21 protein-coding genes are annotated in these 19,706 nt (G+C 74.0%); 12 read left to right on the top strand and 9 right to left on the bottom strand.

Annotation, left to right across the window (positions count from 1 at the left end; translation table 11 throughout):
• Nucleotides 1-39 precede the first annotated feature (39 nt).
• From ACFVS6_RS03565 to ACFVS6_RS03530, 8 genes are all read left to right on the top strand, one after another.
• The gene (locus ACFVS6_RS03565; RefSeq protein ID WP_389700289.1) at nt 40-1,845 is read left to right on the top strand and encodes a thiopeptide-type bacteriocin biosynthesis protein; all 1,806 of its coding nucleotides are present in this window, start codon (nt 40-42) and stop codon (nt 1,843-1,845) included.
• Between the two features lie 14 nt (nt 1,846-1,859).
• On the top strand, nt 1,860-2,210 hold the full coding sequence (locus ACFVS6_RS03560) for a zinc ribbon domain-containing protein YjdM (protein ID WP_389700288.1): 351 nt from the start codon (nt 1,860-1,862) through the stop codon (nt 2,208-2,210).
• Between the two features lie 464 nt (nt 2,211-2,674).
• On the top strand, nt 2,675-3,829 hold the full coding sequence (locus tag ACFVS6_RS03555) for a hypothetical protein (protein WP_389700287.1): 1,155 nt from the start codon (nt 2,675-2,677) through the stop codon (nt 3,827-3,829).
• A gap of 397 nt (nt 3,830-4,226) precedes the next feature.
• On the top strand, nt 4,227-5,735 hold the full coding sequence (locus tag ACFVS6_RS03550) for a glycoside hydrolase family 3 protein (protein ID WP_389700286.1): 1,509 nt from the start codon (nt 4,227-4,229) through the stop codon (nt 5,733-5,735).
• A gap of 85 nt (nt 5,736-5,820) precedes the next feature.
• Nucleotides 5,821-6,489 (top strand): papain-like cysteine peptidase, encoded by a 669-nt coding sequence (locus ACFVS6_RS03545; RefSeq protein ID WP_389700285.1) that lies wholly within the window; start codon nt 5,821-5,823, stop codon nt 6,487-6,489.
• A gap of 13 nt (nt 6,490-6,502) precedes the next feature.
• Entirely contained in the window at nt 6,503-7,255 is a 753-nt protein-coding gene (locus tag ACFVS6_RS03540) for a PIG-L deacetylase family protein (protein WP_389700284.1), read from the top strand.
• Nucleotides 7,249-8,061, top strand: coding sequence for an ABC transporter ATP-binding protein (locus tag ACFVS6_RS03535; protein WP_389700283.1), 813 nt, complete (start codon nt 7,249-7,251; stop codon nt 8,059-8,061). The genes ACFVS6_RS03540 and ACFVS6_RS03535 overlap by 7 nt, the downstream gene beginning before the upstream one ends.
• A complete protein-coding gene (locus ACFVS6_RS03530) occupies nt 8,058-8,957 on the top strand; it encodes an ABC transporter permease (RefSeq protein ID WP_389700282.1) in 900 nt (299 codons plus the stop codon). Before ACFVS6_RS03535 ends, ACFVS6_RS03530 begins: the two co-directional genes overlap by 4 nt.
• Nucleotides 8,958-8,963: 6 nt before the next feature.
• On the opposite strand, the gene ACFVS6_RS03525 is transcribed toward ACFVS6_RS03530, so the two are convergent.
• Nucleotides 8,964-10,130, bottom strand: coding sequence for an alpha/beta hydrolase (locus ACFVS6_RS03525; RefSeq protein ID WP_389700281.1), 1,167 nt, complete (start codon nt 10,128-10,130; stop codon nt 8,964-8,966).
• A gap of 191 nt (nt 10,131-10,321) precedes the next feature.
• Between ACFVS6_RS03525 and ACFVS6_RS03520 the strand changes: the two genes are divergently transcribed.
• Genes ACFVS6_RS03520 through ACFVS6_RS03510 form a run of 3 tightly spaced genes read left to right on the top strand, consistent with a single transcriptional unit; the run spans nt 10,322 to nt 12,138 of the window.
• Nucleotides 10,322-10,933 (top strand): TetR/AcrR family transcriptional regulator, encoded by a 612-nt coding sequence (locus ACFVS6_RS03520; protein WP_389700280.1) that lies wholly within the window; start codon nt 10,322-10,324, stop codon nt 10,931-10,933.
• Nucleotides 10,923-11,540: a hypothetical protein gene (locus ACFVS6_RS03515; RefSeq protein ID WP_389700279.1), complete on the top strand. Its 618-nt coding sequence runs from the start codon at nt 10,923-10,925 to the stop codon at nt 11,538-11,540. Before ACFVS6_RS03520 ends, ACFVS6_RS03515 begins: the two co-directional genes overlap by 11 nt.
• Nucleotides 11,533-12,138: a GNAT family N-acetyltransferase gene (locus ACFVS6_RS03510; protein ID WP_389700278.1), complete on the top strand. Its 606-nt coding sequence runs from the start codon at nt 11,533-11,535 to the stop codon at nt 12,136-12,138. Before ACFVS6_RS03515 ends, ACFVS6_RS03510 begins: the two co-directional genes overlap by 8 nt.
• 5 nt (nt 12,139-12,143) lie before the next feature.
• Here ACFVS6_RS03510 and ACFVS6_RS03505 read toward each other — a convergent pair whose 3' ends face one another.
• Both ACFVS6_RS03505 and ACFVS6_RS03500 read right to left on the bottom strand, forming a co-directional pair.
• Nucleotides 12,144-12,833: a hypothetical protein gene (locus ACFVS6_RS03505; RefSeq protein WP_389700277.1), complete on the bottom strand. Its 690-nt coding sequence runs from the start codon at nt 12,831-12,833 to the stop codon at nt 12,144-12,146.
• Between the two features lie 90 nt (nt 12,834-12,923).
• Nucleotides 12,924-13,709, bottom strand: a complete 786-nt coding sequence (locus ACFVS6_RS03500) for a 3-hydroxybutyrate dehydrogenase (RefSeq protein ID WP_389700276.1) — start codon at nt 13,707-13,709, stop codon at nt 12,924-12,926.
• A 151-nt stretch (nt 13,710-13,860) separates the two neighbouring features.
• Here ACFVS6_RS03500 and ACFVS6_RS03495 point away from each other — a divergent pair, with 151 nt between their 5' ends.
• Nucleotides 13,861-14,397, top strand: coding sequence for a hypothetical protein (locus ACFVS6_RS03495; RefSeq protein WP_389700275.1), 537 nt, complete (start codon nt 13,861-13,863; stop codon nt 14,395-14,397).
• A 66-nt stretch (nt 14,398-14,463) separates the two neighbouring features.
• On the opposite strand, the gene ACFVS6_RS03490 is transcribed toward ACFVS6_RS03495, so the two are convergent.
• The 6 genes from ACFVS6_RS03490 to ACFVS6_RS03465 form a co-directional block, all read right to left on the bottom strand.
• Complete coding sequence (locus ACFVS6_RS03490) at nt 14,464-15,126, bottom strand: methionine ABC transporter permease (RefSeq protein ID WP_389700274.1); 663 nt, start codon at nt 15,124-15,126, stop codon at nt 14,464-14,466.
• Entirely contained in the window at nt 15,123-16,160 is a 1,038-nt protein-coding gene (locus ACFVS6_RS03485) for a methionine ABC transporter ATP-binding protein (protein WP_389700273.1), read from the bottom strand. The genes ACFVS6_RS03490 and ACFVS6_RS03485 overlap by 4 nt, the downstream gene beginning before the upstream one ends.
• A complete protein-coding gene (locus tag ACFVS6_RS03480; protein ID WP_389700272.1) occupies nt 16,157-17,038 on the bottom strand; it encodes a MetQ/NlpA family ABC transporter substrate-binding protein in 882 nt (293 codons plus the stop codon). Before ACFVS6_RS03480 ends, ACFVS6_RS03485 begins: the two co-directional genes overlap by 4 nt.
• Before the next feature lie 113 nt (nt 17,039-17,151).
• Nucleotides 17,152-17,610, bottom strand: coding sequence for a GntR family transcriptional regulator (locus ACFVS6_RS03475; RefSeq protein ID WP_389700271.1), 459 nt, complete (start codon nt 17,608-17,610; stop codon nt 17,152-17,154).
• A gap of 54 nt (nt 17,611-17,664) precedes the next feature.
• The gene (locus tag ACFVS6_RS03470; protein WP_389700270.1) at nt 17,665-18,651 is read right to left on the bottom strand and encodes an ABC transporter permease; all 987 of its coding nucleotides are present in this window, start codon (nt 18,649-18,651) and stop codon (nt 17,665-17,667) included.
• Nucleotides 18,648-19,595, bottom strand: coding sequence for an ABC transporter ATP-binding protein (locus ACFVS6_RS03465; RefSeq protein ID WP_389700269.1), 948 nt, complete (start codon nt 19,593-19,595; stop codon nt 18,648-18,650). The genes ACFVS6_RS03470 and ACFVS6_RS03465 overlap by 4 nt, the downstream gene beginning before the upstream one ends.
• Nucleotides 19,596-19,706: the final 111 nt, after the last annotated feature.

Below are 19,706 nucleotides of genomic sequence, written 5' to 3'. Positions count from 1 at the left end.
CACGCCCCCCACCCGCCCACGCCCACCCCGAGGAACCACGTGACGACGACGACCGGCACCTGGCACAGCCACCACCTGTTCCTGCACTGCGGTGCCGAGGAGACCGACGCCTTCCTCCTCGGGGTCGCGGCCCCGCTCCTGGACGGGCTGGTGGAGTCCGGGCACGCCGACCGGTGGTTCTTCATCCGGTACGGGGAGGACGGTCCCCACGTACGGATCCGGGTGCGCGGCCCGCACACGGCGGCCCTCGACCGACTGCCCGACGAACTGGCCCTGGCGGCGAAGGAGGTGCCGTCCGTGCCCGGGCCGTGGCCCTCCCGCCACGGGGAGGTCCGCACCGTGCCCTACGTGCCGGAGACCGGCCGTTACGGAGGCCGGCGGGCCCTGCCGGTCGCCGAGGAGGTCTTCGCCGACTCGACACGCGCCGCCCTGGACGCGCTGCGGGGACTGCGCGGCGCCGCGGACCGGCTGACCCGTGCGGCGGACCTCGCGCACGCCACCGCGTACGGGCTCGGCATGGACCCCCTCACCGCCGCCCGCTGGCTCCGCGGGCACGCCGCGGGGTGGCGCTGGGTCGAGGAGGTGCCGCTGCTGCCGGGCGCGGCCGTGCACAGCCGGGTCAACTCCGTCCACGCGGCGCAGCGCGAGGAACTGGTACGGCGAGCGGAGGACCTGCGGGAGCGGCTCTCGGCGGGTACCGCGCAACCCCGGCTCGTCCGGTGGACGGATCGGGTGCGGGAGGCCGACGCCCTGATGAGGGCCGGGGGCGACCCGGCCGACGGCTCGGAGGGGCTGTCGCAGGAGGCGGCGCGATGGGTCTGGGCCTCACAGCTCCACATGCTCTTCAACCGGCTCGGAGTGACCCCCGACGAGGAGCGGGCCGTGTGCCGGCTGGCCTCGCGCACCCTGCTGGATCCGTGGGGAACGGCCGGCTCCGCGCCGGGGGAGGCCGGCTACTTCCCGGCCGGTCACACCGCGCCCGACGTGCAGTACCTGGAGCGCAGCAAGTTCCAGATCGGCCGGGGCGAGGACACGGCGCTGAGGTCACCCGCGGCCGGCACCCGGCCGGCGCCGGCGTTCCCCGGCCGGCCGGAGACGGCCCTGCCCGCCGACCCGCTGCCCGCGACGACCCTGCGCGACGCCCTCGCCGCCCGGGCCTCGATCCGCGGAGCCCTCGGGGGGCCGCTCGACGCCGGCACCCTCGGCGCGCTGCTGTGGCACTCCCTGGCCGAGGGCGGCAGCTCCGAGCGGCGCCCGTCCGACGGATCCGTCCCGACCGCGACGCACCGCCCCCACCCCAGCGCGGGCGCCCTGTACACGGCCCGGGTACGGCTGGTCGTCCTCGACGTGGCCGGGGTGGCGCCGGGCACGTACGACTGCGTACCGGAACGCAGGACGCTGCGGTACGTCGGCCCCGCTCCGGAGGTCGCGGAGCTCAAGGCGCTGTCGACGTACCTGTCCCGGCCCGCGACGGACCCGGCGGCGATCGGCATCGACGACGCCCCGGTGTTCCTCGGCCTGTACGCGGACCTCGGCCTGCTCCGCAGCCGCTACGGCCTGCGCGCCCTGCGCCTGGCCCTCCTGGAGACCGGGCACGTGGCGCAGAACCTCCTCCTCGTCGCCTCCGCCCTCGGGCTCGGCGGGACGACGCTGGGCGGGTTCCACGACGACCTGGCGCACGAGCTCCTCGGGCTGGACGACCTGACCCAACCGCTCCAGTACCTCCTGCCGCTCGGCCGCCCGCCGCGGCCCCGGGCGGCCGGGCCGGCACCCACCGCGCGGGCCACCGCGGCCCCGGGGAACCGACCCGCGGCGCCCGACACCGGGGGTGGAACGGCAGGCTGAAATAGACTGCCGCGATGACCGATGAGACGTTGCCCCCCTGTCCCGAGTGCTCCAGCGCCCACACCTACGAGCTGGGCGCGCTGCTGGTGTGCCCCGAGTGCGCGCACGAGTGGTCGCCCGCCGCGGTCGGCGACGAGCCGGCGGAGCGGGTGGTCAAGGACTCCGTCGGGAACGTCCTCGCGGACGGCGACACGGTGACCGTCGTCAAGGGGCTCAAGGTGAAGGGCAGTCCGACCGGCATCAAGGCCGGTACCAAGGTGCGCAACATCCGTCTCGTCGACGGTGTGGACGGCCACGACATCGATTGCAAGGTCGAGGGGTTCGGCCCCATGCAGCTGAAGTCCGGCGTGGTCCGCAAGGGCTGACCCGTCCGCGACCGTCCGTGGTCACCGCGTCGACCCGTGCGCGGGGTTTGGCTGAATTCGTACGGTTCGGCCAGGGGGTCGCGGGGCCTCGCCCGCCCACGTCGCCGGCGGTCGCCGCGCCGTTCGCCCGGCGCCCGCGATCCGGTCGGGCCCGTGCCGCGCGGGGCGCCGTCGTCGATGCCGCAGGGGCGGAAATCCCCGTGGTCCCACGCCCGTACCGGCTGAGCCGACCCTGCGGGGCAGATGTGCGGGGTCGTCGGGAGCGAGGGGGCGGAGGCGTCCCCGGAGCGGGGTTCCGGCGCGCCCCGAGGCGTTGTCGAGGGGATGCCGGTAGGGCTCCGATCGGCGTGAAATTGGTCTGGACCACCTGGTGACGTGATGGTTAGGGTTCTTAACAGAACTCGCTCCGGCAGGCTGCGGGCCCGTTCCGCACGCCGCCGAAACCTCTGATGGAGGACCCGTCCGTGATCGACATCGTGGCCGTACTCAGAGCCGAGGACGCGGTTCTCGACTTCCTCTCCGTCCTCGCCGACCCCCGACGCACCGAGGTCCACGTGCTGTGCGGCGACAACCGCGGCCACCTGGTGCTGCCCCCGGGCACGGAACTGCGCGAACGGCTCGCCGTACTGGCCCGCCACGTGCGCCCGGTCGACGACACGGCCGCCTCGCCCGGCCCGGAGCCGCTCGCCGCCCTCGTCCACCGGGCAGCCGCCGGCCGACCGGCCCGGCTGTGGACCCACTCGCCCGCCGACAACCGCCGCGGCCGCGGCGTGCTCGGCCGCGACGCGGCCCGAGCGGGGGAGGGCATGCCCGTGCGGCACGCCGTCGGCTACTCGCCGTTCCTGCAGTTCATCAGCGACCTGGACCGTCCCCTCGACGGTTCGCAGGTCGGCGCCAAACTCGACTTCGTCAACCGGCACTGCGGCCACCTCCTGCGGTCCGCCTCGCCGGAACAGATGCTGTACACCGCCCGCGTCCCCGCCACCGAGCGGTTCTTCGAGGCCCAACCGGGCGAACGCGACCGGCTGTTCGCCCTGCTGTCCAGCCTCGACGACGGGGCCGCCTCCGTGGCGGACCCGTGGGAGTTCGAGAGCTCCCCCTACGAGGAGGAGCGGCTGGACGCGACGACCACCTGGATCGCCGGCCGGCTGGCCCCGGCGGACGGACCGCTGATCGAGGTCGGTGCCTGCGAGGGCGCGCTCACCGCACGGCTCGGCGCCAAGGGGTTCGCGGTGGAGGCCACCGAGCCCAACACGCTGTTCCGCGACCGCCTGGCCGCCCGCGTCGGCGGCTCGGCCCGAGTGCACCCCGACGGCCTCGAAGAGCTCGCCGCCAGGCCCCGGTTGCCCGGAACCGCGTACCTCCTGATCGAGATGCTCTACTACGGCCAGGACCTCGACCTGCTCGACACCCTGCCGACCGACCGGGTCTTCGTCGCCCTGGAGCCCGAGGCGCTCGCCACCCGGCTCGCACCCTGGTTGGCGACCGCCGCGCACTGGGACGCCGTCGAGGAGGAGGTCCTCGTACACCCCGCGCTGGAAGCCGTCTGCGGCGGTCGCGCCTACCTGAGCAAGCGCGGGAGCACGGGCGTCCTGCTGCACCGCCGCACCACCCGCTGACCGATCCCACCCCTCGCCGACGGTTCTTGCCGCCGGTGCCCGGGCGGCAGTTCCGCCGTAGCACCCCGGTCGAAACGCGCCACCCGTTCCACCCGTGCCAGCCGATTCGCCCGCCGGCACCCCGCAGGCCCCGCCGCGCCGAAGCCGCCGCGCCCGTGCCCGCGCCGTCCGCGCCGCACCCGCCGAACTCCGCCGAACCCCGCCGCACCCGCCGAGCCCCGTCCAAGCCGTCGGCCCGACCCGGCCCGGTCGGCCGCCCCGCGGGGAGCGCCCCGTACGCCCGTGGCCGGGCCTCTCCCGCAGCCGCAGAGGCCGACCCGGCCCGTCGGCTCGGCCGCCGCCACCGCCCCGGGCCCCGTCCCTCCTCCTCCGTCCCGTTCCCGAAGGTTGAACGCCCGTGAGCACTGCCACGAACCTGGTCAACGCCTGCCTGCTGCCCGCCTACGACGGGCGGGTACCGCCCGATTGGATCCTGCGCGCCCTGGACCAGGGGCTCGCCGGGGTCGGCCTGTTCGGCACCAACCTCCGGTCCACCGGGCGCTCGCTGCGCGAGGACATCGTCGACCCGATCCGCGCGGTACGGCCCGACGCACTGATCGCCCTGGACGAGGAAGGGGGCGACGTCACCCGGCTCGACTACCACCGCGGCAGCGTCTACCCCGGCAACCACGCCCTCGGCACCGTCGACGACCCCGAACTCACCCGACAGGTCGCCCTGGCGATCGGCTCCGACCTCCGCGAGGCCGGGATCAACCTCTGCCTGGGCCCCTGCGCCGACGTCAACTCCCGCGCCACCAACCCGATCATCGGGGTGCGTTCCTTCGGCTCCCGACCGGGACCGGTGGCCCGCCACACCCGGGCCTTCGTACAGGGCCTCCAGGAACGCGGAGTGGCCGCCACCCTGAAGCACTTCCCCGGGCACGGGGACACAGGGACCGACTCGCACTCGGCGCTGCCCGACATCCACCGCGGCCTCGACGCCCTGCGCGCCCTGGACCTGCCCCCGTTCACCGGAGGCATCGCCGCCGGCGCCAAGGCCGTCATGACCGGCCACATCCGGCTCCCGCACCTGTGCGACCTGCCGGCCACCCTGAGCCGCCGCATCGTGACCGGGCTGCTGCGCGAGGAACTCGGCTACGACGGCGTGGTGATCAGCGACGCCCTGGAGATGGCCCCCGTGCGCGACCACTGGGGATTCGGCGGCGCGGCCGTCCTCGCCTGGGCCGCGGGCGTGGACCTCGTCCTGCTCGGCGCCACCGACGGCGAGCAGATCCTGCCCGAGGTCCACCGGGCGGTGGAGGACGCCCTGCGCACGGGGGACCTCACCGTCGAACGCCTGGAGGAAGCTGCCGCCCGGGTCACCGCGCTCCGCGCCTGGGCGGCGCCACCGGCCGGCCCGCACCCGGCCGGCGCGGCCGCCGACGGCGCCGCGGGCGGTTCCGGCATCGGGCTCGTCGCGGCCCGGCGCGCCCTCGTCGCCACCGGCCTGCCGGCCGCCCCCGAGGAGCCGGTGCGGGCGGTCCACACCGTACGGCTCCTCACCGGCGGCAACATGGCGGTCGGCACCGCCCCCTGGGGCCTGGCGCCAGCGCTGAAACTGCTCGACGCGCTGGCTTCGGCCACCGACGTGGAACCGGGCGCCGACCCGCGGGAGATCGCACTGCCCGACACCGGCCCCGTCGCCGTCGTCGTGCGCGACGCGGCCCTCGACCCCTGGCAGGACACCACGCTGCGCGCGCTGCGCGCCCGCAGGCCGGACCTGGTCACCGTCGACATGGGCCTCGGACCGCGCACCCCGCAACCGGGCGGCCCGCAGATCCTCACCCGGGGCGCCGGCCTGGTCAACGCGGTCGCGGCCGCCGAACTCCTCACCGGCCGCACCCGCACCGGCCCGTTGCGCACCTGACCACCCGCCCCCGACCACCCGGAGGGGACCGCCCCCGACCCCACGCCCCCCGGACCGCCCATCCCCTGCCACCCCGGAGGACCAGGTGTACGACGTCTGCGTCGGCCTCGGCTACCACTGCGAATCGACCCACCAGATCCGGCGGATCACCGGCGACGACCGGGCCCACTTCTTCGACTGGCTCGACCTCGACTTCACGTCCGTGCTCGACACCCTCGCGACCGACTTCCGAGAAGTCCTGCGCCCCGGCCTGACCGAACCCTTCGGCAACGGCACCTGCGCACTCGACAGGGGCTCACGGATCCGCTTCTTCCACGACTTCCACGCCACGGCCGGCGGACCGCTGACGGCCGAGGACATCGCCGGCCAGTTCGCCGCCGTACGGGCCAAGTTCGAGCACCTCGCGGCCCGTTGGCGTGACCTCACCGCATCGCGCGCCCACGTCCTGTACGTCCACCACGACGCCTTCGACGAGTTGGAGGCCGCCGACCTGGCCCGCCTGCACGCGCTGCTCCGCGAACGCCACCCCGGCCACCGCTTCTCCCTGCTGTGGCTGCGACGCACGCCTCCCGGCGATACGGCAGACCTGCCGCCCGGCGTCCGGTGGGGCACCGTCGCCGCCCTGCCCGGCCGCTGGGAGGGCGACGACGCCCAGTGGGACGCCGCCTTCGCCGCGCTCGCCCCCCCGGCGGCGGGGCCCGGTCCCGCCCGCCCGCGATCCGGTCCCGCCTCCCGCCCCGCCACCCGCACCTGATCCGGAGGAACCCATGCCCGCTCCCGCACCGCCCCCGTGGCGCACCGTCGTCCTCTCCCCGCACTTCGACGACGCCGTCCTGTCGCTCGCCGGGCTGCTGCCCGCACTGCCGGGGCCCGTCGCCGTCGTCACCGTGTTCGGCGGCGCCCCGGCGCCCGGAGCCCCGACCTCGTGGTGGGACGGCACCTGCGGCTTCGCCTCCGCCGCGCAGGCCCACCGGACCCGCCGCGCCGAGGACGCCCGGGCCCTGGCCCGGCTCGGGGTCGAACAGGTCGTCCTCGACCACCCCGACGGTCCGTACGGCGACGGCGGCGAACCGTACCTCCTCGACGCCTTCCTGGAGGGCCTCGCCCCCGGCACCCTCGTCCTCGCCCCGCTCGGCAGCAACCAACCCGACCACGAGAGCGTGCGGCTGCGCGCCACGAAGGTCCTCGCCGCCCTCGACGCACCCGCCCCGTGGGTCTACGCCGACCTCCCCTACACCGGACACCTGCCCGAATGGGGCACCGACGAGGCGAGCACCGCACTGGCCCGGAGCCCGATGTGCGGGCTCGCGTACCAGGAACTCCTGCGGAGCCACCGCACCACCGTCCGCCACGAACTGCGGCTGAGCGACGAGCAGTGGCAGGCCAAACACGAGGCCGTGCTGTGCTACGCCTCCCAGCTCACCGCGCTCGTCCCCGACCACGGCACCTTCCTCGCCCGCACGGGCCCCCTGAGGGCCGAAGTGATCTGGGAACTGACGCCCCTGGACCCGCCGTGCTGACCCCGGACCGCGCCACCGCGCCCGCCCTCCCGCCGGACGGCTCCGTCGAGGACCGGCGCCCCGTCGTGATGGCGGCCACCGGCCTGGTCAAGGAGTACCGGCGCGGCCGGGCCGTCGACGGCGTCGGCTTCACCGTCCGCGCGGGCGAACGCCTCGGCCTGCTCGGGCCGAACGGCGCGGGCAAGACCACGACGCTCCTGATGTGCCTCGGAGCCGTCGAGCCGGACGCGGGCCGGGTCGAGATCCTCGGCAGGAACCTCCACGGCAACCGGGCCAGGGCCATGCAGGGCGTCGGCTTCGTCGCCGGCTACCTGCCCCTGCCCGACCGGGTCAGGGTGCGCGAGTACCTGCGGCTGTACGCCGACCTGTACGGGCTGCGCGCCCCCGGCGCCGCCGTGGACCGGGTCCTGACCCGGTTCGGCATCGAACACCTGGGCGTCGCCATCGGCACCGAACTGTCCAGCGGGCAGCGCACCCTGGTCGGCATCGCCAAGGCCGCCCTCCACGAGCCGCGGCTGATGATCCTGGACGAACCGACGGCCTCCCTCGACCCCGACATCGCGCTGCGCGTCCGCACGGCGCTGCTCGCCCTCTCGGCGGAACAGGGCACCGCGCTGCTGGTCACCAGCCACGACATGGTGGAGGTGGAACGGCTCTGCGAGCGGGTGATGTTCCTGCACGGCGGCCGGATCGCCGCCGACGGAACGCCCGCCGAGGTGGCGCACCGCTTCGGCCGGGCCGACCTGGAGGGCGTCTTCCTGCACCTGGCCGAAGAACGCGACCGCGAAAGGGCCACCGCCCGATGAAGACCCCGCTCCGTCCCCCCGCGGCACCGGACGACCCGGCACCGGACGACCCCGCACCGGGCACCGCCCCTCCGGCCCTGCGCTCCCCGGCCGCCGCGTCGGCGCACCGGGTGCGGGCCGTCGCCCGCCGACACTGGCTGGTGCTCAAGCGCAGCCCGCACCGCTTCTTCGACGTGCTGGTCTGGCCGCTCGTCGACACCCTGCTCTACGGGTCCATCGGCCTGTTCGCCGCCCAGGCGGCGGGCACCGACCCGGGAGCCGCGACCGCCGTCGCCGTGTACCTGCTCAGCGGAACGGTCCTGTGGCACCTGGTCCACCAGACGCAGATCTCGCTCGCCACCGGATTTCTGGAGGAGACCTGGTCCCGCAACCTCCTGGGCCTCCTCGCCACCCCCATGAGGGAATGGGAGTACCTCGCCGGCGTCGGCCTCTTCGCCCTGCTGCGCACCGCCGTCAGTACGATCGCGGTCGCCGGACTGGCCTTCGCCGCCTACGCCTTCGACGTCACGGCGCTGGGCTTCGGGTTGATCCCGGTGGCGGCCCTGCTGTTGGCCTGCGGTTGGTCGGTGGCCCTGCTGGTGGTCGGCCTGGTGCTGCGCTACGGCAGCGGGGCCGAGGCCCTCGTCTGGGGCGCCCTGTCCGTGGTGATGCCGCTGTCGGGGGTCTTCTACCCCGTCTCCACGCTGCCGGCCGCGCTGCGACCGCTCGCCGAGATCCTGCCCACCACGCACGTGTTCGCCGCCGGGCGGGCGCTGACCGGGGGAGGGGCGATGCCCTGGCGGGAGCTGGGTACGGCCACCGCCGGGACGCTCGTCCTGGTGCTGCTCAGCCTGTTCGCGCTGAGCCGCATGATGCGCTCCTTCCGCAGGCGGGGACTGGTGACGCGGTATTCCTGACGGGGGTCAGCGGCCGACCGCCCCCGGGTGGCTCCAGCGGAACTCCGCCTCCGGGAACCGTGGTGAGGGCCCGTCCAGCAGCGGGGAGGGCAGGTTCCGCAGGAAGCGGTCGAAGAAGGCCCGCGTGTAGGCGCGGACCAGCCGGGCGGACCTGGCCGGTGCGAGGGTGCCGAGGAGTTCCGAGTACAGGTCGGCCGGCCAGGCCCCCGGCAGGCCGCCCGCCGCCGCGAAGTGCGGCAGGTCGGTGAAGGTCAGGTGTCCGGCGCCGGCGATCCGCACCTGGCGGGCCCAGCCGCGCCGGTGGTCGCGCCACCGCCGCCAGGTGTCGTGGTCCTCCAACGCGGTGAGGAGCATGTAGGGCCGGTCCAGGCCCTGTTCGGCCACCGGCGAGCCGAAGAGGGCGCCGTCCAGGCCGAGTCCGGCCCGGAAGCGGCGGTCCACGCGCAGTGCCTCGGCGGCGGCCGCCCCGCCCATGGAGTGGCCGAGGACCCCGATCCGCGCGGGGTCGGCCCGCGGCCACTCCCAACCGGCCGCGCCGCCCCGAGGTCGCGGGAGTTCGCCGGCCAGGAAACGCAGGTCGTCGACCCGGGCCCGGACCTCCAGGCGTTCCTGGGCGTCCCAGTCGGCGGGCTCCTCGGGCAGGACGCCCCGTACGATCCGGCCGCCGGGGAACTCGACGACCGCGGCGTCGAAGGTGTGGTCGACGGAGGCGACGAGGTAGCCGTGCGAGGCCAGGTCCTCGGCCAGTGCGGTGCAGTTGGCCCGGCCTCCCGCGCGTCCGTGGCCGAGCAGCAGGAGCGGCAGCGGACCGTGCGCCGCCGGGGCCGCGTCCCGGGCGTGGGGGCGGACGGCGGCCAGGGTCCCGGCCGTGAGGGGGAGCCCGGACTCCAGGTCGGCGGCGACCGCGGCGGTGGTGTACGGGGCGCGGGGGCGTCCCGCCCTGCCGAGGGCGGGGTACCAGAGCTGCACCATCAGTTCGCGCGGGCGGCGGTCCGGGGCGAACGGGTCCTCGCGCGCGGTGTCGACGAGGTGGAGGGTGCGGGTGCCGACGGGCCGGGGTGCGGTGGGGGCGGGCAGCGGAAGCGCGGCGGCCGCCTGGGCGGCGGTGGCGGGCAGCAGCGCGCCACCGGCGGCCGAGCCGGCGAGCAGCAGAACGGAACGACGCGTGATCATCATCCACCCTCGGGGAAACGGCGAACCTGACGACGCCCCAACGTAGTTGGTCTGGACCAATTTGCCCAGAGGTCTCCAGCCGCCCGATAGGGCTTCGGCATCGGGCGCCCCGGTCCGGGTCGACCGCGAGCGATCGCTGCCCGTCGCGGGGTGTACTGGTGGTACACCCCATTGGTGCGTACTATGGGTTCATGCCACTGCCGCGTTTCCACCGACTGCCGGCCGAACGCCAGGAGCACATCCTGGCCGTCGCCCGAGGGCACTTCGCCGAACACGGACCCGAAGCCGCCTCCTACAACAGGATCATCGAAGCGACGGGCGTCTCGAAGACCGCCGCCTACCAGTACTTCGACGGCCGTGAGGACCTGCTGGCGGCCGTCCTCGACGGAGTGCGCGAGCGACTGCTCGACGCCCTGGGCCCCTGGGTGCCCGCCGAGGACCCCGAGGGCTTCTGGGCCGGGCTGGCGGCGGGTTCCCGGGCGCTGGTGTCCCACCTCCACGCGAACGCCGACGACCTGGCACTCGCCGGCGCGGTCGTGGCACGGACCCCGGACGGTGAGTGGCCGCGCTGGTTCGACGCCGTCGTCGGCGACGGGCAGCGGCTCGGCGTCGTCCGGACCGACATCGACCGCGACCTGCTGGTGTCCGCGACCGCCGCCGTCTTCCAGGCCGTCGACGCCTGGGCGCTGGCCGCCCTGCGGAGCGGGGCACCGGACACCGGCGACGGGGAGCGGCAACTGCGCGGCCTGCTGCGCGGACTGTGGAGCACGCCCGGGGACGAGGTGACCGGCCGTGCGCACTGACCTGGGCGTCGACTGGGAGATACCCCCCACCCCGCCCGGCCGCGCCGGCGCGCTGGAACGGTTCATGGGGCCGGGCAGGACGCGCGCCGAATCGGCCGTGGAAGCCGCGGGCGGCATCGTGTGCGCAGCCGTACTGGCCGCCGGCGTGTGGGCCACCGGCGGCCACGCCGACTGGTCCGGCGTGCAGTGGGCCGTCGTGGCGCTGGCCGGCCTCGACCTCATCGGGGGCGTGCTCACCAACTCCACCAATGCCGCCAAACGCTGGTACCACCGGCAGGGGGACGGGACCAGGCGCGCCCGCCTCCTCTTCGTCGGTGCCCACCTGCTGCACCTGGCCGCCGTGGGGCTGGTCGTGCTGTCCGGCGACTGGGCCTGGACCCTCACCAACGCCGCCCTGCTGCTCACCGGCGCCGCCGCCGTGGAGTTCACCCCCGTGGAGGTCAAACGCCCGATGGCGATGGCCGTGTTCATGGTCGCCGTCCTCGTCAACCTCTTCTGGTCGACGGTGCCCGCCGTGCTGGCCTGGTTCGCCCCCCTCTTCTTCCTGAAGCTGCTCGTCTGCCACCTCGTGCCCGAGGCCCCGCTGCAACGGCGCCGCGATGCCTGAGCCCGCTCCCGTGATCGACGACCGCCCGCCCGTGGACCGCTGCGCCGCAGTGCTGGCCGACGCCTTCGCCCGCGAGCCCGCGACCTCCTGGATCTGCGGTACCTCCGACTCCGTCCGGGCGCACTGGTTCGCGGCCACCCTGCGCACCCAGTCCACCCTCCCCGGAGCCCGCCGCCACATCCTGGTCACGCCGGACGGCCGGCCCGTCGCCGCCGCGGTACTCACCCCGCCCGGGGCGACGCCGGGGGTCGGCGCCCGGGCCGGCTGGGCCACCCGCACGCTGCTGCGCGGCGGCCCCGACGCGCTGCGGCGGACGCTGCGCTACCTGGAGGCCGCCGAGACCGAAGTCCCTGCGGAGGCATGGACGTTGGAGTTCATCGGGGTGATCCCGGCGGCCGCCGGGCGAGGCTGGGGACGGCTGCTCCTGGACCACGTCCTCGCCGGGACCCCGGGAACGGCGGGGATCTTCCTCACCACGGCGGACCCGGCCAACGTCGGCCTGTACCGGCACTTCGGCTTCACGGTGCTGCGGCACCTGCCCGTCGGCCCGCTGCGGGTGACGTCCATGCACCGCCCTGCCGCCACCGGCCCGACCTGACCGGATCAGTCCGGTGCCGTCGCGCCGTCGGCGTGCCCGGCCGAACCGCGCTCGCGCCGGGCGCCGTTCGGCGCGGGCGCGGCTCCCCCGAGGGGTGGGCGGCCGGAGGACAGGAGGGGGTCGTCGAGGAGCACCAACCGGTATCCCGTACGGCGGCCCCTGCTCCGCGCGGGGCCACGGCGCGGACCCGAGCCGTTCCCGCGAGGCGACCGCGCCCGTTGCGCCGCGGCGATCAGGGCCGCCACGGGCGGGGCCTCGGCGCGCAGGCGGTTGAAGCGGCGGACCGAGATCCCCACCAGACCCGCCGCCACCGGCCAGGTCGCCCCCTTGCGGATCGCGTTCAGCACCAACCGGAGGGCCGCAGGCGTCGGCGACGCGCCCGGTCCGAGGCCGTGCGCCGCCGCCAGGGCCTGCGCGGAGCGGATCGCCTCCGCGAAGCTCGTGTCGAGGTCCAGCCAATCGCGCAGCATGTGTTCGGGTATGCCCGCCGCCGCGGCGCACCCGGGGATGGTCAGTCCCTGGGCCGCGCCCCGTACGGCCTCCGCCATGTGCGCGACGGTTTCCTCGCGCTGGCTGGGCGTGCGGCGCAGGACTTCGCGCAGGGCCCGGTCGATCTGCTCCTGCGAGGTGATCCACGCCAGTATTCGGTCGGCCCACTCGTCCTGTCGGGCCTGATGTGCCGGGTCGTCCACCATTCCGTACCCCCAATGATTAGGCAAGCCTAACCTAAGGGCCGTGAGGGGTGGGGGAGTTCGGGGGATCGCCCACGGCCGGCAGGGCGTGCGTCAGGCCGCGGTCCAACCGCCGTCCAGGGGCAGGGAGGCGCCCGTGACGTGGCCGGTGTGCGGGCCGCAGAGCCACACGGCGACGGCCGCGACCTCCTCCGGTTCGATCAGCCGCTTGATGGCCGAGCCGCGGAGCAGCACCTCGCCGACGACCTGCTCCGGCGGGATCCCGTGGGCCTCCGCCTGGGCGGCGATCTGTCGTTCGACGAGCGGCGTGCGCACGTAGCCGGGGTTCACGCAGTTGCTCGTCACACCGTGCGGAGCGCCCTCCAGGGCGGTGACCTTGCTGAGGCCCTCCAGGGCGTGCTTGGCGGTGACGTAACCGGACTTGAAGGGGCTCGCCCGCAGGCCGTGCACGCTGGAGATGTTGACGACCCGGCCCCAGCCGCGCCGGTACATGTGCGGCAGGGTGCGGCGCAGCAACAGGAACGGGGCGGTGACCATCACCTTCTGGAGTCGGTCGAACAGCTCCGGAGGGAAGTCCTCGATGGCCGCGACGTGTTGCAGTCCGGCGTTGTTCACCAGGATGTCGAGATCCGCGGGCAGGGACGCGACCGCGGCGGGATCTGCCAGGTCCACCGCGTGGGCCCGCCCGTCCACCTGCCGGGCCACCTCGGCGGCGGCCCGCGCGTCGACGTCCACGACGTGGACGAAGGCCCCCGCGGCCGCCAGGGCTTCGACGCAGGCGCGCCCGATGCCGCTGCCGCCGCCGGTCACCAGGGCCGTACGCCCGCTCGGTCCGCCCGCGGGGGGCCCGGGCGCCGTTCCACCGAATCCGCTCGTCATGACCCGAACGTTAGGGACGGGTGCCCGGTGCCGCCGATGTGCGACGCCGCCACAGTCGGGGTCCTGGACATGGCCGTCACCACCACAGGTGTCCGCGTTCCGGTCCCGCCGCGGCCGTTGGCGCGCGGTCGACGGGGGTCATAATTCCGCCATGAACATGATGGGACTGCGACTGTCGCTCGCGACCGTGCTCGTCGGGGCCGCGCTGAGCGGATGCTCCTTCCTCTCGCCCTTCACCACCTGCGAGGGCACCGGTCCCGAGGTGGCGGCCCTCGACGAGCTGTCGGCCCTGGACCTGCACCCACCGGGGGCCACGCCCGTCGGTGGCGGCTCGGCGGACAGCGCCACCTGCACCGACGACAGCGGGGACGCCTGGCTGAGCGCGGACCGGCTGTACGTGTACGACGGGAGCGCCGAGGACGTGCGGGCGTACTACGCGAGGGAACTGCCGGCGGCCGGCTGGGACCCGCCCAGGCGGGCCGGGGCGGCGGTGGCGGGCCGGATCCCCCTCACCTGCTACGAGTCCCCGGACCGGCCGAGCGTCACCGTCGCCTTCGAGACACCCGCCGACCTCCGTGAGTTCTACGGCGTGGACCCCGGCCCGGCGCCGGCCGGCTCCGCGTCCCGGGTCTGGATCCACCTCTTCGCCGAGGCGTCGACCGACGGATCGCGCATGGACTGCTGGTAGGCCCCGTCGTCGATCGACGACAGGGCCCTGCCGGGGGCGGACCGCGGGTGGTGGGGGCGGTCGCGCTCAGCGCCTGAGGATCCGGCGTGCGAGCCGGTTCCCGAGGAACTGGGCGCACTGCACCAGCCCGATGAGGACCAACACCGTCACCACCATGACCGAGGTGTCGAACCGCAGGTAGCCGTAGGTCATGGCCAGGTTGCCGACCCCGCCGCCGCCGACCGTCCCGGCCACCGCGGAGAAGTCGATGAGCGCGACGAGCATGAAGGTCAGCCCGAGCACGAGCGGCCCGAGGGCCTCGGGCACCAGGACCGTGAGCAGGATGCGCAGCGGGCCGGCCCCCATCGAGCGGGCCGCCTCGATGACGCCGGGTTCGACGGACAGCAGGTTCGACTCGACGATCCGGGCTATCCCGAACGTCGCCACGATCGTCATCGGGAAGATCGCCGCATCGGTTCCGATCATCGTGCCGACCACCGCCCGGGTCACCGGTGCCAGGGCCACGATCGCGATGATGAACGGGACGGGGCGGATGACGTTGATGAACGTGCCCAGGACCGCGTGCACGATCCGGTTCGGCAGGACACCTCCCTTGCGGGTGGCGTACAGCGAGAGCCCGACGACGAGGCCGCCGACGGTGGACAGGGCCAGTGTGATCAGCACCATGTAGACGGTCTCGCCGGTCGCCTCGACGACCTTGGGCCAGAAGGTGCTCCAGTCGGCCTTCACGCGACACCCGCCTCCCGGCCCGCGCCGGCCGCCGTGCCTGCCGTGCCCGCCGCGAGTCCGGCGGCCACCGCCTCCACGGCCGCCTCCTCACCCCGCAGCGCGATGGTCACGCTGCCCAGGGGTCTGCCGCGGACCTCGCCGACACCACCGTGGACGAGGGAGAAGTCCACGCCGTGCGCGCGCAGTAGCGGTGAGAGGCCTTCCAACAGCGGAGCCCCGTCGACCACCGGCACCGTGACCAGCCGCCCCGGGTGGCGGGCGCGCAACCGGTCCAGGAGCGGGCCGTCCGGTTCGCCGTGCAGCGCCGAGCGGACGAACGCGGCGGTGGTGCGGTGGCGCGGCCGCGCGAACAGCTCGTAGACCTCGCCGCTCTCCACGACCCGGCCGTCCTCCATCACGGAGACCCGGTCGCACAGGGAACGGACGACCTCCATCTCGTGGGTGATCAGGACGATGGTGACGCCCAGCTCGCGGTTGACCCGGCGCAACAGGGCCAGTACCTCCTGGGTGGTCTGCGGGTCCAGGGCCGAGGTGGCCTCGTCGCACAGCAGCACCTTGGGACGGTTGGCCAGGGCGCGGGCGATGCCGACGCGTTGGCGCTGCCCGCCGGACAACTGCTCGGGATGGCGCTTGCCGTAGCCGGACAGGCCGACGAAGTCCAGCGTCTCCTCGGCGCGCGCCCGGGCGGCGGCGCGATCCGTTCCGGCGAGGCGCAGCGGGTAGAGCACGTTGCCGAGGACCGTGCGCGAGCGGAAGAGGTTGAACTGCTGGAAGATCATGCCGATATCGCGGCGGATCGGACGCAGCGCGCGCTCGCCGAGCGCCGCGAGGTCCTGGCCGTCGACGAGGACGCTGCCCGACGTCGGCTCCTCCAGGCCGTTGACCAGCCGCAGGAGGGTCGACTTGCCGGCGCCGCTGTGGCCGACGACGCCGTGGACGGTGCCCGCCGCGACGGACAGGCTCACGCCGTCGACGGCGCGGGCGCCGCCCGGGAACTCCTTGTGGACGTCGCGCAGTTCGACGGCGGCGGTCACCGTCCCAGCTGCTTCGCGACGCGGTCCAGCTCGGCCCTGAGCTCGACGGCGGGCAGCTCGATGTGGTGGGCCGTGCCGTTGCTGGTGCGGCGGACCTCGTCCTGAACGGGCTTCGACGCGTACAGCTTCACGATCCTCGCGTAGTCCGCGTCGTCCTTCTCGTTCGCGCGGGCGGCGATGACGTTCAGGTAGGGAACGGCCTGCGGGCCGGCCGGATCGTCCTTGAACAGGGCGGTCCCGGCTTTGATGCCCGCGAGCTCGGCGACCCCGTCGTTGATGATCGCGGCGTCGGTGTCCTTGAGCGTGCGGGGAGTCTGCTGGGCGTTGACCGGTGTGAGCTTGATGCGCTTGGGGTTTGCGGTGATGTCGTCGGGGGTGGCGAACAGCCCGGCGTCCTTCTTGAGCTCGATCAGCTTCGCCTGCTCCAACACCCGCAGGCCGCGGCCCTGGTTCGCCGGGTCGTTGGGCAGTGCTATCTCCGCCTGTTCGGGGAGGTCCGCGAGCGCCTTGTGCTTCTCGGAGTAGAGGCCGAGGGGTACGACGGTGGTCGCGGCGATCGGTGCGATGTCGGTCTTGTTCTCGGTGTTCGACTGCGCGAGGAAGACCAGGTGCTGGAAGGCGTTGAGCTCGATGTCACCCGCGCCGAGGGCCTTGTTGGGCAGCGAGTAGTCGTCGAAGACGACGGTCTCGACCGTGAGCCCCTCCTTCTTCGCCTCCTTGGCGAGGACGTCCCACTCGGGGGAGTCGCCCGCCACGCCCACCCGGATGCGCCGTTCGTCGGAGTCACCGGCTCCGCAGCCGGTGACGAGGAGCGCGAGTGCGGTGGCGGACGTCGCGAGGGCGAGGAGGGTGCGGCGGCGCGGGGATTCAGCAAGCATCGTGGGATCCAGTGGTAGACGAAACGCGTCGAGCGAGGTACCTACGAACAGTAGGCATGGATCCCGCGATTGGCTTGGTTTGAAAGATCGTCTTCACGATCCTGCAATGAATCTCAGGTGATGGGTGCGGCCGGGGCAGTGGCCTGGGTAGTGGCCGGGGCCGGGGGAGTGTGCGAGGGTCTCGGTGCGCCCGCCGGATACTCCTCGCCCAGCACCGTGTCGAACAGGCTGGTGACCTCCTGCGCGGTCAGGCCCTGCTCGCGCGCCTCGCGCATCCACTCGCCCAACCGGGCCCGTACGGGGGACTCCGGTGCGGTTCGGGGTGTTGCCAGGGTCCGCGTGATGAAGGTGCCGGATCCCTGCCGGACTTCGACGAGTCCGGAGCGCTCCAGTTCCCGGTATGCCTTGAGGGTGGTGTTCGGGTTCACCTTCGTGGTTGCGGCGACCTGCGCCGCGGTGGGCAGCTTGTCGCCCTCGGCCAACGCCCCCATGTGGAGCGCCTGCTCCACCTGGTGGACGATCTGGAGGTAGGCGGGCAGGCCGCTGCGTCGTTCGATGCGGAACACGACCACGGTGCCCGCCTCCTTGATCCTCGTAGTGTTCGCTCAGCCTAGGTGCTCGCCGGTCTACAGCCGGCCCTTGCGGGTCCGCACCACGCACACCCCCAGGAACAGCACGGTCAGCGCCAGCAGAAGCGCCGTGGCGGTCCATTGCATGCCCGCCATCTGATCGCGGCCGAAGTAGTCCCGGACGGTGTTGACGATGCCGAGGTCGCTCCGGCACTTCTCGGTCGACGGGTCGCTGACGCAGGTGGACCACCCGTAGAGCTTGCCCGACGCGGTGCCGACCCACTGGTCGACCTCGACCCCGCCGTTGAGCGCGGCCGGATGGGCGCCCTCCAGGGGCCAGGCGAGCCGCCGGGGCGTGGCGAGTTCGTCCCGGTAGGCGGAGCCCGCGGTCAGGCCGATGGCCGCGATCAGGAAGGTCGCGACCGTGGCGGGCGTGGCCCGCCGCGTCACGGTTCCGACCGCCATGCCGAGCGCGGTGGTGCACAGGGTGGTGGCCACCAGGACCGGACCCGTGGTGTCGAACAGCGCGCCGGTCAGCCAGTCGTTGGGGGCGACGGCCCCGAGGGACCTCCACCACCAGCCGTAGAGCAGGCTCAGTACCGCAGCCGGTACGGTCACCACGATCAGGGCGAAGGACACCTTGGCCAGCAGCCACTGGAGCCGCGAAACCGACTGGGTGGCGACGAGCCGTCCCGTCCCGTTCTCGTGGTCCGCGGCGATCAGCGGTGCGCCGAGGAAGGCGCCGAGCAGGATCGGGAGGAAGCCCAGCGTGGCCCCCGCGGAGTTGAGGTCGTTGGTTATCCGGTTGGTCAGGTCCCCGGGGAGGGAGTCGACCGACTTGCCGGGCCAGCCGGCGGCGTGCAGGGAGTCCAGCATCGCGCCGCGCTGGTAGACGATCCAGGCCGCCCCGAGGAGGGTGACCGCGAGGCAGAACAGGAGCGCGGCGCGGTGCTGGTGGACCATGAGCCAGGCCAGTCCGCGCAGCGCGCGGGGACCGGACGGCTTGTGGCTGCGGATCGCGGGGCCCTGGGCGAGCGTGCTCATGCGGCGTGGTCCTCTCGGTGGCCGGGGACGGAGGTGGGGGACAGCAGGGCGGGAGCCTGCGGCGAGCGGAGGTAGGCCAGCAGCACTTCCTCCAGGCTCGGCTCGGACGGCTGCCATTCGCCGCCGATCCACCCCTGACGACGCACCAGGGCGGTGAAGTGGCGTCCGGACGTCCGGGCCTCGATGAGGGTGTGGGCGCCCAGGGCGGCGGGCAGTGCGCCGCTCTCGTCGGTCACGCCCGTCACCACCGTGTGCATGGGGACCAGCTCGTCGGTGTCGCCCGCCATGCGCACGCGCCCGTCGGCGAGGACCAGCAGGTGGTCGCACATGTCCTCGATCTCGCTCAGCAGGTGCGAGGAGAGCAGGACGGTGGTTCCGTTCTCGGCGGCCTCGGCGAGGAGCAGCGAACCGATCTCGTCACGGGCGACCGGGTCGAGATCGGCCATCGGCTCGTCCAGGAGCAGTAGTTCGGGCCGCTTTCCGAAGGCGAGCGCGAGGGCCACGCGGGTGTGCTGGCCGCCCGAGAGGTCCGCGATCCGCGCCTCCATCGGAACGTTGCCGGCCCGCACGATCCGTTCCGCTACCTCACGGTCCCAGCCGGGATTGAGTTCCTGCCCCATGCGCAGGGTCCGGGCCACGGTGAACCGCTTGAAGAGCGGCTTGTCCTGGCCGAGGTACGCCCAGCGGGTCCTGGTCCCGGGGGAGCCGACGGGGAGGCCGAAGATCTTCAGCTCGCCGGCCGTCGGCTCGACGAGCCGGGTCGCGAGGCCGAGCAGGGTGCTCTTGCCGGCGCCGTTGGGTCCGACCAGGGCGGCGATGCGGCCGGCGGGAATCCGGAAGCTGCACTCCCGCAGGGCCCATCCCCGGCGGTACCTCTTGCCCAGCCCGTGTGCCTCGACGGCCCACGGGTAGTCGGCCGCGTCGGAATCGGTCGTATGGCGCACGGCGTCCCCCCTTTCCGTAAATCCACTAGATGAGTAGTGGAATAATGGACTCGGGGTCGGGTCGTGTCAAACGAGCGGATCCGGCGGCGACCGCACCGCGCGGGAAGGGTC

The organism is Streptomyces sp. NPDC057939 (assembly GCF_042887545.1).
GTDB lineage: Bacteria > Actinomycetota > Actinomycetes > Streptomycetales > Streptomycetaceae > Streptomyces.
Note: the sequence above shows the minus strand (reverse complement) of the source record. Positions and strands in the feature narration are given on the sequence as shown.